8 protein-coding genes are annotated in these 12,863 nt (G+C 34.0%); 2 read left to right on the top strand and 6 right to left on the bottom strand.

The window, feature by feature from the left end; translation table 11 throughout:
• Positions 1–4: 4 nt before the first annotated feature.
• The 5 genes from IWX83_RS06340 to IWX83_RS06320 all read right to left on the bottom strand — a co-directional run bounded on the left by IWX83_RS06340 (position 5) and on the right by IWX83_RS06320 (position 6,457).
• Positions 5–2,329: a T9SS type B sorting domain-containing protein gene (locus tag IWX83_RS06340; protein WP_196828434.1), complete on the bottom strand. Its 2,325-nt coding sequence runs from the start codon at positions 2,327–2,329 to the stop codon at positions 5–7.
• Between the two features lie 15 nt (positions 2,330–2,344).
• On the bottom strand, positions 2,345–3,181 hold the full coding sequence (locus tag IWX83_RS06335; RefSeq protein WP_196828432.1) for an ABC transporter permease: 837 nt from the start codon (positions 3,179–3,181) through the stop codon (positions 2,345–2,347).
• A gap of 91 nt (positions 3,182–3,272) precedes the next feature.
• Entirely contained in the window at positions 3,273–4,169 is an 897-nt protein-coding gene (locus IWX83_RS06330) for an ABC transporter ATP-binding protein (RefSeq protein ID WP_196828477.1), read from the bottom strand.
• Between the two features lie 67 nt (positions 4,170–4,236).
• Positions 4,237–4,638, bottom strand: a complete 402-nt coding sequence (locus tag IWX83_RS06325) for a response regulator (protein ID WP_073354290.1) — start codon at positions 4,636–4,638, stop codon at positions 4,237–4,239.
• Positions 4,628–6,457 carry a PAS domain S-box protein gene (locus IWX83_RS06320; RefSeq protein ID WP_196828430.1) on the bottom strand — a complete coding sequence of 610 codons (1,830 nt, stop codon included), beginning with the start codon at positions 6,455–6,457 and terminating at the stop codon, positions 4,628–4,630. Before IWX83_RS06320 ends, IWX83_RS06325 begins: the two co-directional genes overlap by 11 nt.
• A 580-nt stretch (positions 6,458–7,037) precedes the next feature.
• Between IWX83_RS06320 and IWX83_RS06315 the strand changes: the two genes are divergently transcribed.
• Entirely contained in the window at positions 7,038–8,102 is a 1,065-nt protein-coding gene (locus IWX83_RS06315) for a hypothetical protein (RefSeq protein WP_196828428.1), read from the top strand.
• Between the two features lie 161 nt (positions 8,103–8,263).
• Positions 8,264–9,139 (top strand): hypothetical protein, encoded by an 876-nt coding sequence (locus tag IWX83_RS06310; RefSeq protein WP_196828426.1) that lies wholly within the window; start codon positions 8,264–8,266, stop codon positions 9,137–9,139.
• Here IWX83_RS06310 and IWX83_RS06305 read toward each other — a convergent pair.
• Positions 9,122–12,856, bottom strand: a complete 3,735-nt coding sequence (locus tag IWX83_RS06305) for a metallophosphoesterase (protein ID WP_196828424.1) — start codon at positions 12,854–12,856, stop codon at positions 9,122–9,124. The genes IWX83_RS06310 and IWX83_RS06305 overlap by 18 nt on opposite strands.
• Positions 12,857–12,863 lie beyond the last annotated feature (7 nt).

Raw genomic sequence — 12,863 nt, 5'->3', positions numbered from 1 at the left:
AGTATTATCTTTTTAAAGAAAAATGTCCTTTTATGATTTTCCCACCCGTAAAAGTTAAATTAAACCAATAATCATCAGCAGGTAATAAGACTCCATTAAAACTTCCGTCCCAACCACCATCTGAAACCGTTAATTGTTTCAGTAGCTTTCCGTAACGGTCAAAAATATATAATGTCGATTGGGGAAGTGTGTCCAGATTTTTAATTTTCCAAAGATCATTGTAGCTATCATCATTTGGCGTGAAATAACGCGGGTAATCCAAAACGTAAACTACAAAAGGGAACGAGGTGCCGCAACCATTCCTATCTCGGGCATAGACTAAATATTCTCCTGGAACCACACCATTAAAAGTGGAATTTTCTTGAAAAAAATCACCGTCAATTGAAAATTCATATGCTCCAATTCCCGTGTACTCAATTGAAATTGAATTCTTATTACCCGCAAAATCGTTTGTTTTTATGCCTGTTATCGTTGCAATTCCAGAAAGGGTTACCGTATATTTTTTAGTTTTTTGACAGCCTTTCTCATTTGTGACTACTACAGTATACGTTCCTGGCGCATCAATCAAAATACTATTAGAACGTCCTCCTGTGTTCCACAAATAGTTGGTGAAGCCACTATCAACGGCAAGAGATATGCTAGATCCTTCACATAAAATTAAAGATACGTCTTGAAAATTAGGTGGGTCAAATGGGTTTACTTCCAATTGTATAGGAGTAATTGCATAACAGTCGGGTCCATTTACAATCTTAGCAAAAATGGTTTGCTGATTCGGAATCGTGTTTCTAAAAACCGTTGAGAGTTGGTTTTGCGTTGTTATAGCATCCGTTGAGGTCAAATAATACTGAACGACCAATCCCGCTGGTAAACCGGTCAGGACCTGTGCGGTTGCCTGAGTACTTAAATTAAATTCAGTTAAACCATCTTCGATACCATCGCCGTCGCAAGTTATGATGGGATTTTGTTCCGAGAGGGTAGTATTGGAAATAAGAAGTTTTACTTCCGCAAAGTTTTCACATCCCAAGGAATTGGTCACTCTAGCGAATACAGATTGACTCGGTGCTGTATTTTGAAAAGTGGTTGTGTGCTTAATTGGATTCATTTGTGCTTTGGCAGCAGCCAAAGATTCATAATAGACTACCATGCTTAAATTCGGTATATTATTTTTTACAATGGCATCTATTTTTGTCAAATCAAATAGAGTGATTCCATCAGAGTCAGTATCACATTGCAAAAGTGTGGTGTCCCTCAAATCGATTTTTGGAATAAATTCAATTTTTATGTCTTCTGTTGCAATACAGCTGGGTGTCAAGAGTACTTCAACTTTATAAATACCAGGACTTGTAACAGTGTAAGTAGGTGTGGTATCGGATAATTCGATTCCGTTTTTAAACCATTTATAGGTATAACTTGATGGTAGTTTAGGATCAATAGTGTAGCTTTCGCCAAAGCAAATAGCATTGTTTGTGGATAGTAATCGATCAGGCCCTAAATCAATTTTTGGCAGAAAGCTACCCGCTTCTAGAAAAACTGCCGAATCAAAATCAGCATTTTCGTCATCAGCGATAACTAATTTTATATGATAAATTTTGCCGGCAATCACGTTACTTTGCGCGTTTAGAACGGTAGTTTGTCCACTGTAATTAATAGGGCTAGTGCTACCGTTATACCCTCCAAAAAAATTCTCATTTACAGCCGAACATCCGGGTATTGAACCGCCAGATCCATTGAAGGGAGGAATGAGGGGATGAACATTGGTTGAGGAAACAGGAATCGTAGAAGTGGGTAGGACCGCTATATTTTGATAGGGTGTAGGACTTCCTTTTTCTTGGATTAAAAAAGCAAACCCGTCTGAATAAAAGCAAGGAAAATAATCTTGGTATTCATTTGAAGCAAAGATGTAGTTGAAACTGATAAAATTTGTCAACGGAACAAAATCGAATTCTAGAGTAGTAGCATTAATGGTCCGGGTTAGATTCAAAGCTTGTTCTAAATCGGAATCCCCCAGCCACCCGGGGTTTCCACCACCTCTGTTTCTTATAAATGGGCCTACAGAATTTTGACTGCTCCAAGTACTCAACAGGACGCCCTCTTTAAAAGGAAAAGTACTGGTTCCTGCATTGAAATAAGCATAACTTTTTTGAATACCAGAAAAATTATCTCCGGCAGCCTCAGCATTTGAAATGGTAGCGCAGGAACTATTTACTAAAACATTTTCTACTAGTTGATTTGCTGTATACGCGTCGTTTACCTTAATAGATTGTGCAGTTGCATTACTAAAAATGCAACAAATGAAAAGAATAAATAGTATTGTTTTTACACCGTTCATAGCGCTATAAAGATACTACAAATCTCTATTTTTTAATAATCGATGTGAAAGGAAAATAAAAATGACGGTCCAGCATAAAACAATTATTAGGGAAGACAGTTCGACATCATATTTTTTAACATTATCTAATCCAATTTGTGTTCCCAAGTTTTTTACTACTGACAAACGTGTAAAGGGTTCAATGATTAAATTCGACATGGATTCCAAAGGAAAAAACTGCATAATGGAAGCCGCTGTGGTACTTTCTGGAAAAATCTTGAACGTTAAAACACCTTTTACAATTCCTTCGATAATATTCCAAACTAATAAAAATCCTAGCGCAAAGGCGGATCGTTTCACCAATATTCCTAAAAATAAACAAAACGAAAAGAAACCAACTAATTTTATGAAATAGGCAAGCAGGTATTCCAAATCAGAAAATACGATGCTGAATTCCGTATAAGATGAAAAACTAAATCCTAAAAGCAGTGACATTATAAAAATAAAAATGGTAGATACTGATGCAAATAAAACAACGGTTAAAAATTTAGACTGAATAAATTCCGCTTTGCTCATGCCATCAATTAAGTTTTGCTTTAGCGTTCCATAGCTGTATTCATTTGCCATCATCGAAACAATTACGATGGCTAAAAATAGTTTTAGTATCGCTGCAATGTACGTGTTGAAATGCCAGATAAAAGGAAAGTTGAAAATTCCCATTTCAGCCAGGTGAAATTTAAAAATTCCTAAATCAAACTTTATAGAGGCTATTAATGCAATGAAGGTTAAAAGTATAAAGTAGGTCAATGTCAAAACCCGACTGGCTTTGTTTTTCCAAATTTTTTGTAGTTCTATGGAGAGAAGTCGTTTCATAAATGGAGTATTAATACTTAAGAATTGTAGCTTAAGATTTAGTGTTTTGTAATAAGATTTAAATGTAGCTCGTGAAATTGCTTTACCGATGTTATTTTTTTTGTGTCAATTCTAAAAATTGTTCTTCCAAGCTGTTTTTTCGCTTCACCAAATGATTTAAAACTATGTTTTTTTCAAAAAGGAAACGATTCAACTCTTTTGCTTCCAAATTCTCTTTTAAATAAACCAAAACCTTTCCTTGCTCCTGTACAATATTTTTAGTGCCGGGATGCGTATTTAGAACCATCATTAAGTTGGGAATGTCATCTGCCTCGACTTCAAAAAATCCTTCATTAGCTGACATTCCGTCGACTAGACCAGTATATAAAACCACTCCTTTTTGTAATACTAAAACGTGGGTACACACTTTTTCCACTTCGTCTAATAAATGCGAAGCGAGCAATATGGTTGTCCCTTTAGAGGCAATTTGTTTGATAATATCTCTAATTTGATGGATTCCTTGTGGATCTAAGCCATTTGTGGGTTCGTCTAAAATCAAGATTTCAGGATCATTCAATAGTGCCGAAGCGATTGCTAATCGTTGTTTCATACCTAATGAAAAGGTACTGAATTTACTATTTTGGCGATCCGTCAAACCTACTAATTCTAACTTTTCGTTGACTTTGGCGTAATTAATCCCTTTGATTTTGCACACTAATTCTAAGTTCTCCTTAGCGGTCATATAGGGGTAGAAATTTGGTCTTTCGATAATCGCGCCTACTTTTTTCAGGGCTTGATGTGTCTCCATGGTTCCGCCAAACCAGCTGTATTCGCCAGAAGTTTTGTTGACCACATTTAAAGCAATACCTAAGGTGGTTGATTTTCCGCTCCCATTAGGACCTAAGATCCCGTAGACATTGCCTTTTTTTATTTCGAAAGAAACGTTTTTTAAAGCTTGGAGTGCGCCATAACGTTTATTGAGATTTTTGACTGAAAGTATCGTTTCCAAGGAATTCATCTTTATATATTTTTATATAGGACGAACAAGGACCGATTTTGTTACTATTTAATCAGAATTAGTTTATTTCTCCGATTAATTTACAAAGGATATCCAGTTTTTTTGCAGTGATTGGCTTTTCAATATAATCTTTTACTATTTGATATTCCTTCGCTTTTTCGATGTCAGCCGGGTCAATTGAGGAAGTCATGATAAAAATAAAGATCTCTTTTTTTAATGATAATTCGATAAACTCGTCTAGGAACTGCCACCCATCCATCATTGGCATATTGAGGTCGAGTAAAATGGCATCTGGCAGAATTTCGTTGTCAAATTCATTTTTTTTTAGTTCCTCTAACGCATGTTGGGCGTTATTATAAGATTGAATTTCTTCGCAAAACTTATTTTTTGAAATAAGAATGCTCATCAGTTTCACGGTTAGTTTGTCATCGTCTATGATGTATGTTAATTTATTTTTCATTTAAATAAATTTTAAAATTCGAACCTAGATCTAGTTCACTTTCTACCTCAATTTTGCCATTCATGGCTTCTAGTTGATTTTTAGTAATAAATAACCCAATTCCTTTAGCATCTTCATTGCCATGGAAGGTTTTATACATACCAAAAATTTTATGTCCATTTCTTTCTAAATCTAATCCTAATCCATTGTCTTTGAAATTTATGACATTGTAATTATCTATAAATTCATGCTGTATTTCTAAGGTAGCAGTGCGCTGCGTTGATTTGTATTTTATAGCATTGGTAATTAAGTTGAGTAAAATACTATCTAAATAGGCTGGTATGGCTGTAACCATAAGATCTTCTGGAATGGTGTCCGTTATAATTATTTTACTTTCTTTAATAACTAACCTTAATGCTTTTTTTGTTTTTTCGATTTCGTTTTTTAAACAAATTTCTTTTTTTTCGATATTTGTTTTTTGCTGAATTGTTATTATTTCATTCAAATATTCAATCGATTCAGACAGTTTTTCCGTTCCTTCTTTAAATAATTCAAAATAGGAAAGTTTCTCTTGGATATCATCAGTATTTTCAATCACATCTACTACCATAGATAAATTACTGGTATGAGAACGGATATTGTGGGAAACGATATGTGTAAAGTTATATAATTTATTGTTCTGATTACTAGTGACTTCTAAAAGTTTTTTCAATTCTAGTTCTTTTTCGATTCTGGAAGTTACATTTCGTCCTACACCAATAAAATTGATGAAATTATTGTGATTATCAAAGGCTGTCGTGATATTCAATTCAAACCAATATTTTTCTTTTTTCTGGTTATAATTAAGTACCGTAATTTTTATACTTTCTTGGTTTTCAATCGCTTTTCGCATCAATGATGAGGAAGTTGCGTCCGTTTCAGGACCTTTAGATAGATATCCTGGTTTTTGCCCTAAAACTTCAATCATTGTTAAACCCGTTAGGTCTAAATAAGCTTGGTTTGCCCATACAGCGATTCCATTTTTATCAGCAATTACTATGGTGTCAGTTGTCTCAGATGCAGCAAGTGATAGTAAAGTCATTTTGTTTTCAGTAATCTTTCTTTCGCTGATGTCTCTGATGAAACACACTAAATAGGTGATATTATCCACCTGAAATTTCTTTCCAGAGGCTATCTCGACTGGGATTAAATCTCCCGACTTAGTTTTTATGAAGGTTTCATCAACGGTATAGTCATTTCTGTGTAGGTTGTATTTTAGAAAAAAATGGGCTTCTTTTCGAAATTCTTCGCTAAATAATTCGGTGTAATGGCTGCCTTTTAATTCAGAGACCTCATATCCAGTGAGGACTGAGGATCTCGGATTACAATCGGTTATGATGCCATTAGAAGTGTCAATAATGAAGATTGAGTCATTGGCACTAGAAAAAATGGACGAAAATTTCTCTACATTTAATTGAAGCTCATTAATTAAGTTCTGTTCATTTGTGATATCCTGAAAAGTACCTAATAAATTAGCTGGTTTTCCATCAATCATTTCCACTTGACAGATGCATTCTATATATTTTATATTGTTTTTAGCGGTAGTAATTTGGAATTTATCATCAAACGAAATTCCTTCATGAATTGCACTATAAATTCTATTTTTAATCCGGTCTCTATTTTCTCCTTCGGTATAAAAATTAATTCCGTTTCCATTAACAGGGTCAAAATCAGCAGGAACCTCAAGAATGCATTTTGTCACTGCATCCCAAAAAACGTGATCTGTCTGCACATTCATCTTCCATATACCAATCTTAGCTGATTGCGCAGCCTTGAAGTAGAGTTCAAGTTTATTTGTCATTAGTAGGTTATAAATGTTTTTAAGTAATTTGGGGTTTTCAAATATAAAGTATAAATGTTGTCATCCATTTTTTTTAACATTAAATAACCGTTTTTCAGGATGGTAATGTTAAATATGCTTTTAAATCAGCTTTTATGTTTTTATTTACGATACAGGGATTATATCTAAGATCTCGGTTTATCTGGTAGTAAACTGTATACGTGATCGTAATCTAGTCCTTGGCGCTTTTCCTAATTGTTGTTTATTAAAATAAAAAAATATAATAAAAGCTGCTCCTTTATTATTGATTTGGGATAATTAGCGCAGGAAATTAAGTCAGCCTAAGCTGCGGCGTGTACTTTTATATTTTTACGATAAACATTATTTTTATCTTTTTTTATTCAAACTTAAAACCTGTACTATTTCAGAGATCTCTCGCCGATAATTTATGAAAACTGATGTCGCGGAGGTCTATTTAAACATTCAATAATCTTCTTTACTGCATTTTTATGGTTCAATAGTAAGTTCGCAGAGGTTTAGTTGAACGCATGCACCAGTCAACAGCTTAATTTGTTGTAATTTTGTTGTAAATTTTTTTCAGATGAGTGAGCCAGTAATGATTTTTAAAAAACCATCTTATCCTATAAATGATGCTCTTTTGCAGTATTTAGAGCGGTTTGATCGCATATCAAAAGTCTCAATATTTTATGATGATTTATTGCGATTTTCAGGTTCGGTAACGGTGTATGATAAAAACGATGAGGATACGTTGTGGATTAGAGTGTATTACAATGAGTTTGAAAGAGAAGAAATTGATTTGAATTTAAAAAAAATCTATTCACTATTGCACTCAGATGGTAATTTAGGAATTATTAAATTCTTAAATGTGGATTCGATTGATTATTGCACTTTTGGGAACTCAAAGCCTTTTCGAATAAAAGTCAGGAACATACTTAATGATAATTATACGCATTTTTATATCAAAAAAGCCGATGCTTCCCGTGTTTATGGTTTGGAATTAGAACACATTCTTTCCCCTGATAAAATCAATTTTTTGGTTTACCAAGATACTTTAATTGAGGAGCACATCATGGGGATTCCGGGCGATGTATTTATTAAAACCTTATTGAAAGATTGTACAGAAACGGAAAAGTCACAAATCGCAAAAGAGTTTGTAAAGTTTAATGAACGTTGTATGATTCGGTTGCTAGGGGATATGCGTTCTTATAATTATGTAATTGTTCCTACGCATGATTTTGACCAAGTGGTCTATAAAATACGGGCCATTGATTTTGATCAGCAATGTTACGAAGGCAATTTTAAAGTGTATCGCCCACAGTTTTTTAAAGAAAATTATCCAATGGTTAAATTGGTAAAAGAAAAACTTCAAAATAGTTCAATCGAGCAATACAAAGATGAGGAGCGTTCTGTGTTAGCTAAAAGAATGATTTCTGCTGAAAATAGAATCAACAGATTATTGGAAATTATGGGAGAGGACGAACTTGCACCCGAAGCACATTTGCATCAGTTACAAATGGAACTTTACAATTATACCAATGATTTGAATTTTAAAAAAGCCAAATCTATGGGAGAAATTATGAATGCAGCATTTGAATTTATTACTCGAAATTTCAAAAGCATTAATTTATTTAAATCAAGAATGTAAGTGTTGGTCTGTTTGTGTTGAACGAATTAAAATGATTTTTGGTCATGCTACTATAAATCGTATTGTTTAATTTTTGCAACCACAATTAAAAAGGGATGAATTTTCTTAAGTGCTTTTTACTATTTCCTTATGCTATTCAAATTAACGTCAAGTTCTTTTTTATGAAAAAATATTTTTTATTGAGTTTCTCTTTTATTTTGATGGGTTGTCAGCAAGAATCAAATTCTTTGACACCACTCTTTTCTTTTCCCAATAAATTAAAAGAGGTGTCAGGAATAACGTATGTACCTAGTGCTAATTTGTTATGGGTATTAGAAGATCGTGGAAACCCAAATGCAATTTATAGTATTAATTCTAATGGAAAAATCGAGAATACCTTAACGATCGCAAACACAGATAATATCGATTGGGAAGACATCACAAAAGACAAAGAAGGAAATCTTTATATTGGCGATTTTGGTAATAATGACAATGAAAGAAAGGACTTGAGTATCTACAAAATTGATAAAAACGCGTTACAAAGCAAAAGTGCAACACCAGTATACAAGATTTCTTTTACTTATCCTGAACAAAAAGATTTTCCACCTAAGAAATCAGAAATGTTTTATGATGTAGAAGGTTTTTTCGAGTTTAAAGATAATTTCTATCTTTTCACAAAAAATAGAAGTAAAGGATTTGATGGAACAGCATTTTTATATAAAATACCGAATGCTCCAGGAGTTCATCTAGCGGTTTTAATGGGGAAATTTGAAACATGTACAGTGTACAATAGTTGCGCAATCACCAGTGCAACCATTAGCCCAAACGATGAGAAAGTTGCTATTTTAACACACGATAAACTATTTTTATTTGAAAATTTTAAAAACGATGACTTCCTTAATGGTACTAAAACTGTTCTGGAATTAAATCATTTCTCTCAAAAAGAAGCGGCTTGTTTTAAAGATAATGACCGCTTATTCCTTGCTGATGAAAGAACCAAAAGCATTGGAGGAAATGTGTATAATGTCAGTCTTAAAATGTTAAAATCCAAATCCTAGACCAAAAGCAATTCGTGCTTCTTCGCCTGCACTTTTAAAATAAGTGATCCGGGCCGTTAATACATTTAGTCCGTTAAGCCATAAGCCGCCACCAAATGACTGGTGCCATTTATCAGAACTCTCGCCTTTCTGCCATACTCTACCGTAATCAAAACCACCTAAGACTCCATAAGACATCGGTATAATGGTCCTTTTTATTTTTCCTAAATTCAAACGAATATCACTACTTTGATAGAAAGATCGGTTGCCTAAAAAACGTTCATTTCTGAAACCTCTTAAATCATAATCACCTCCTAAAGTCGCTCCTTGGTAAAATTCAAAATTGTCATTTAATACGGCTTTTCCTTTAAGTATAGTTGCGAACACTAGCTTTCCGTTGGCGTCTATTTTGTGATTAAAATTAAGCTTGCTTTCTAGTGCAGGAAAATTTCTTTTGGTATCTTCTAGATTCATTTTCCAAGTACCTGCGATACTAAACCCCATTCCCATAAAGGGAAAAGATAGTACATCATAATTTTCAAAACTGTATTTCATCATTGCTCCAGCAAATTGTTGACTTTGAAAAACAGCTGGATTTACACTTGAAGAAAGATCTACAAACCGATTCATAGTTTCTTCTACGGTGATTCTTTCAAAACTGGTTTGAAGCTGAATGGTACTGCCGGATTTCCCAACTCTTTTTATGGATGGCATTACTTTTAGCATGCGGATACGAACGCGATTGAAATCCATACCAAACGCATCATCTTCGTTTACCGTTTCATTTCCGTAGCCGAAGTAATTAATCGTGAAATTAGGACTGGTGAAACGGCTCTCAAAATCGGCATCCCATTTGCCAAATAATTTCGGAAATTTACCATTATAAATAACTTCATACCCTTTTGTAGCAAAGAAATAATTCGCTTTTAAACTGTGTTTTTGAGTGTAGGGATTCTGTTTAAAATCATTAACAAGATAACCGGTTGCAATGCCTATTTTTATTCCGTCATCAGGATTAAATCCAATATTTGGAAGCCCAGAAAAAGCATTATATTTCGGTTTTTTATAATCGTATAAGCTAGTTTCGTAGTCGTCTGATAATAAAATTTTACTCTTCGCATCTAATGCATACGTATTAGTCTTGGACTTAAAATCATGAATTTTAATTTTTCTTCCGTCTTCAACAATGTAAGAATCCTCATTTTGACCTCCAATTAGTCGGATTTTAATTCCTGATTGTGCTTTTCCTTTTACTTCAAAAATATCATCATCATCTAAACCATAAATCCATATTTTTTTTGTGTTTTTAGCGTTAAAGTTTTTAGTATATTGTAGTTCGTCTCCATCATTTTTCAAGCGAAAAACTTGGATTTCGAGTTTGTTTCTTCCTTTATTCTGGATTACAAACTTGTCTTTTTTATCTGTTCCAACAATCAAAACAGTGTGCTGTAAAACCGTGTAATATTGGGAGGCAGACTGCTGTAATTCTTTTTTACGAAGTTTTAATTTTCGTTTGATATCTTGCAATGTCTCATCTTGTACAGCCTCAGGTAAATTATCAAAGGTCGCCCCTATAGCTTCATCTGATAGGTTATCTTGGATGTATTTTGCTTGTTTGATCCATTCGTTTTCATCGGCAGTTTTTATAAAAGCGAGGTCTAAGGGGTAAGGTTCTCGATTCATCAATTTGACGTTTTTCATTTTGTCCCCAAAAGACTGCATGTGACGTAATGGTATACTTTTCATCAATACAAAGAGCAACGCACCATCATATTTTGTAAATGCTTGATCTCGATCTCGCGGAATGGGTTTGTAAATTACTTTTTGATCTACTTTATATTCGCCCCAACGCCACTGATCTTCATGACGGTCCCAATCGCCTATAAGCATGTCAAATAATCGCGCTATAATATAAGCACTTTCATCTATTGTGTATTTTTCGTCTTTGTGTAGGTTTTTCATTACCTCTTTTGTGCTGATGATTGCCATTGGATTGCCAAAACTTGCTACATCCTTTTGGCTATCTGTTGGACGCTCTTCCACCAAGTATAATTCGTTTCCAAATTCAGCATTGAAATTTTGCAACGCACTGTGTTTTGGAATGTAGTATAAGTTAGGATTCGCATGAGCAACACCTATTTTTGAGGCTAAATTGCCCACAGCAAAGGGCGTATAAGGATGTGCAGTAGTATAAAAATCAGATAATAAATTTTCGGCATACGTATCGTCAAATTCATCTTGGATGAACTGATTCTTGAAAGCTACGGATTGGATAAAACGTGTTGTGCTTTTTTTCATAGCACGCATCACATATTCTTTTCCCGTTTTATCAATGAGTTGTAAGGAATTAGATTGATGTCCGCCGCCAGAACGCTTTGGTTGTAATCCTCCATAAAGAGTATCAATTGTAGTAGTTGTAGCCACTATGGGTAGGCTGTAATATTTGCGGTAGTGGTTTCCGAAGAAGAACCTATAAAACCCTGATTTCTGGGTTTGTTTGGAAGTATAAATACTAGCAGTGGTCGTTTTGGGAAATGAGGTTGAAAATACTTTCGTGTTATAATCCTCTTTTTTGTCCAATACCAATTTTTCAAAGATAAGTTTTTCGGTATTATTTTCTTGGCCATAAAATGATACTTTTGCCGCCCCATTTTCATAGATTGCCAAAGAAGCATACCCATTTCGACCATAGGAAAAATCATTTGGATAAAGTGCTTTAGCAGCTTCAGATTTAGAACCTGCACCACTGATAACTTGCTTTATATTGTCTTTTTCAATATACTGTAAATTGTGATCATGGCCGGATACTACAATAACATTGTCCTGATTTTGAAGTAGTGTTTTTACCCTTTTGATAAAAAGGCTGTATTGCTTATTTTGAATATCTTGTGGACTTACTCCAGATGTTTTTCGGACAAAATTGATTACAGAACCTAAAATTGGAAGCGGAATCTTTTGTTCTAAGGGGAAAAGTTGTTTTTCTAGTGAAAATTGACCTCCATGTGATCCATTGCTCATTAGCGGGTGATGTAGCGCGAGAATTACTGTTTTTTCTTGATTCTTACTCAAAAGGTTTTCAAATTCTTCAAAAAAAGCTTCTCGAGTTTTGATCGAGCAATCATCATTTATTGTAGGGCTTTTGTCCCAATCCTCTAAAAACCATTGGCTGTCGATAGTGATTAAAACCAGATTTTCGTTGATTTCTAAATCATCAATACCGCAACTTTTTCTAGGAAGGAATGATTTCTTGTCGTTGAGGTACTCCGTTACAAATTTAGCCTGGCGTTCTAATCCCTTAATTCCGCTATACCAATCGTGGTTTCCGGGAATGAAGATAGTTTGCCCCTTAAATTTTTTAGATAATTTAAGTTGATTTGTCAATTTACTTTCCGCGATAATTCGTTCATTTGGACTATCAGTTGCAGGCAATCCTTTTGGATAAATATTATCACCAAGAAATAAAAGAGTACTGTTTTTATTGGCTTTTTGTAAACGTTCCTCCAGTATAAGTAATGTTTGCTGTGCTTTCTTTTCATTGGCGTTACCAGCATCTCCAATTAAATAAAAAGTATGCGCAATTGCTGAACTATCTGTTGCGTTTTGGGAAACTACATTTTTGATGTTTTTTCCAAACTGGGCATGATGTGTTGCGCACGATTGAAAAAATAGCGCTACAATAAAAAATATAAAACCTGCTTTATTGGAGGTAATAAAACATTTATCCAAAAATAATTTCATAATTTAG

This window comes from Flavobacterium sp. CG_9.1 (genome assembly GCF_015751645.1).
In the GTDB taxonomy this organism is placed as follows: Bacteria; Bacteroidota; Bacteroidia; order Flavobacteriales; family Flavobacteriaceae; genus Flavobacterium; species Flavobacterium xanthum.
Note: the sequence above shows the minus strand (reverse complement) of the source record. Positions and strands in the feature narration are given on the sequence as shown.

What these genes read in the sequence shown, in the direction of transcription:
- IWX83_RS06340 (WP_196828434.1), bottom strand. Translation starts at nt 2,329, where the DNA reads ATGAACGGTGTAAAAACAATACTATTTATTCTTTTCATTTGTTGCATT.
- IWX83_RS06335 (WP_196828432.1), bottom strand. Translation starts at nt 3,181, where the DNA reads ATGAAACGACTTCTCTCCATAGAACTACAAAAAATTTGGAAAAACAAA.
- IWX83_RS06325 (WP_073354290.1), bottom strand. Translation starts at nt 4,638, where the DNA reads ATGAAAAATAAATTAACATACATCATAGACGATGACAAACTAACCGTG.
- IWX83_RS06320 (WP_196828430.1), bottom strand. Translation starts at nt 6,457, where the DNA reads ATGACAAATAAACTTGAACTCTACTTCAAGGCTGCGCAATCAGCTAAG.
- IWX83_RS06315 (WP_196828428.1), top strand. Translation starts at nt 7,038, where the DNA reads ATGAGTGAGCCAGTAATGATTTTTAAAAAACCATCTTATCCTATAAAT.
- IWX83_RS06310 (WP_196828426.1), top strand. Translation starts at nt 8,264, where the DNA reads ATGAAAAAATATTTTTTATTGAGTTTCTCTTTTATTTTGATGGGTTGT.
- IWX83_RS06305 (WP_196828424.1), bottom strand. Translation starts at nt 12,856, where the DNA reads ATGAAATTATTTTTGGATAAATGTTTTATTACCTCCAATAAAGCAGGT.